This window comes from Sporomusa sp., from assembly GCF_035561255.1.
Classification (GTDB): domain Bacteria; phylum Bacillota; class Negativicutes; order Sporomusales; family Sporomusaceae; genus Sporomusa.
In genome coordinates this window covers 1-2,409 of the sequence record NZ_DATMXX010000351.1, presented here as the reverse complement: position 1 = coordinate 2,409, position 2,409 = coordinate 1, and the positions used below count along the sequence as shown (strand labels likewise).

The following is a 2,409-nucleotide window of genomic DNA, read 5'->3' as shown; positions in this document are numbered from 1 at the left end:
GTTATGGAAATACTACTATGCAGCGGTATAACTTTAGTAAGAAAACTCACTAATACATAGGAGGTAACTACTATGAAACAGATTACTGTAGGTGATTATGCTCCCGACTTTGTGCTGAAAGACAACCGTGGACAGGACGTGAAATTATCTGACTACCGGGGAAAAAAAGTATTGTTATCGTGGCATCCGCTAGCCTGGACTAAAGTTTGTGCCGAACAGATGAAATCACTGGAAGCTAATTATGAGGAAATGGAAAAATACAATACCGTACCTTTAGGACTCAGTGTTGACGCTTATCCAAGCAAAAATGCGTGGGCGAAAGAACTTGAGATTACCCGGACCAAGCTGCCAGCAGACTTCTGGCCACACGGCCAGGTCGCACAGACCTACGGGCTGTTTCGTGAGGGCGAAGGCTTTTCCGAGCGGGCCAATATCCTGATTGATGAGACAGGGAAGGTGCTCTGGGTAAAGGTGTATCCAATTCCTGAACTACCGGATATTAACGAGGTGCTTGCCGAGATCAGGCGTTAACATCACCTGAACTTAGTATATTATAAGAGAAAGACCTGAAATGAACATTTCAGGTCTTTCTCTTTTGTGTTTGGGGTCGTACTGCCGTTAGTTCGCATATTCAGTGCTAGCTATTGGTTTCGAATCTACCAAATAGATTAGGAAGAACGTAGCTAGGCAAGCAAGCCATTCAAGATAGATAACATGTGGGAATATCCGGACAGCCGGGGTTGTTTGCCATAGAATCAATACTATGACCCCAGTCAATATTGTATAGAAAGCGGAATTTCTCCGGCAAAGACCTGGAGCAAAAAGGGTAAACAGTACAATAACGCTAAAGGCAGCTGTAAGACTAAGACCAATCATCAGGGTGCTGATAATGCCGCTAATAGTCATAGCCAGCGTAAGGGTAAGCAAGCCTAGAGCCACCACCGCTATTTTGGTGGTAACGAGGAAGTTTTTCTCGCTTACGCTGGGGTTTATAAATTTTTTGTAAATATCCTGTGAGAATAGGGTCGCCGAGCTAAGCAGCAGGTTACAGGCTGTTGATACATCGGCTGCCCAGAGAGCAGCCAGGGTAATTCCTGCGAGCACCGGGTCCAAAGACATGATGGTCATCGGGAGAGCCAGGGCCGGGCTAACATTAGGGAACATGGATTTGGCTATAACCCCCAGCAGGGCACTGACAAAACCAATTGGCAGCATCATCAATCCACCGATAATAAAGCCACGTTGAGCGGTTTTTACATCTTTGGCCCCCAGCGATATCTGAATAATACTCTGCAGCGAAAGGTTAACTGTTACCAATACCACGATCCAGCTAATAATACCGAGTATGCCGACACCGTCAATCATATCCAGATAAGGTACATTAGCAGGAAGATTGGCCTGAATATTAGCCATACCGCCGGCGTGTGTCACCCCGACAATGGTGGCCAGGATGATGCCTACATATTTTAGGCTGACGTTTAACAGATTGGATAAACTGGCAGACCACATACCACCGATTGAGGTAATACCGATAAAGACAATAGCACTTGTCAGCATGCCGGTAGTCAGGGTAAAGACTTCAGGCATTAAAGCGCAGAGAATACTGCCCCCTGCGATATATTGCAGCGACATGACCACAAGTTGAATTAATATTTGACAGGCGATCCCAGCGATCATGCCTTTTTTATCATAATAACGCCCTAACAACTCGGGGATTGTTGTGATATTGAGCTCACGGTATTTTTTGGCAACTAACAAGCCCATGGCGATCGCCCCTAATCCCCAGGCGGTTGTATACCAGCCTGCAGAAAGGCCGACCTTGTAGGCTTGTTCGGCAACACCAATAGTTGATGCCCCGCCAACCGCAAGCCCCACAATAGATACAGTAATAAGCGGAGTGGTAAGCTGTCTGCCGGCAAGTACATAGTTTGTTGCACTGCCGGCTGAACGCCGTTTTGCATAATAGCTGATCATAAATAGTAATACAATGTACAAGCAAACAATAATAAAAGGAATATTCATAAGTAACCTCCTAAAAATATAAGCATCTTTACTTTTTTCTATGCCGGCTATAGAAAAAAATCGCCCCTCTTCTGAAGAGGGACGATAGTTACCGTGGTACCACCCAATTTAGATCTTAAAAAATAAAAAAGGAAGTACCTAAGGGGCGAAAAGCCGCGGTACCACCCTGTTTAAATCATAAGATCTACTTTAAGTCTGTAACGTAGACAAAACGGCGCAGCCTACTATAACCTTCAGCCTGCAGTTCGGGAAGGAACTTCATTGAGTATTTCCAGCTAGTTTACACCAACCACTAGCTCTCTGCATGGAAAGTACAAAATTACTTTTTTCCGTCATCACTATATCTAGTATTTTATTATTAACATGATTATACTCATCCCGGTGTAC

Annotated in this window: 2 protein-coding genes and 1 other annotated feature; of the genes, one reads left to right on the top strand and one right to left on the bottom strand. The window is 44.7% G+C overall.

Annotation, left to right across the window (positions count from 1 at the left end; all coding sequences use genetic code 11):
* Positions 1-72: 72 nt before the first annotated feature.
* Positions 73-531 (top strand): redoxin domain-containing protein, encoded by a 459-nt coding sequence (locus VN379_RS19975; protein ID WP_325537102.1) that lies wholly within the window; start codon positions 73-75, stop codon positions 529-531.
* Between the two features lie 87 nt (positions 532-618).
* Here VN379_RS19975 and VN379_RS19970 read toward each other — a convergent pair whose 3' ends face one another.
* On the bottom strand, positions 619-2,022 hold the full coding sequence (locus VN379_RS19970; RefSeq protein ID WP_325537100.1) for a sodium:solute symporter family protein: 1,404 nt from the start codon (positions 2,020-2,022) through the stop codon (positions 619-621).
* Positions 2,023-2,096: 74 nt separating this feature from the next.
* Positions 2,097-2,367: a binding site (T-box leader), on the bottom strand.
* Positions 2,368-2,409: the final 42 nt, after the last annotated feature.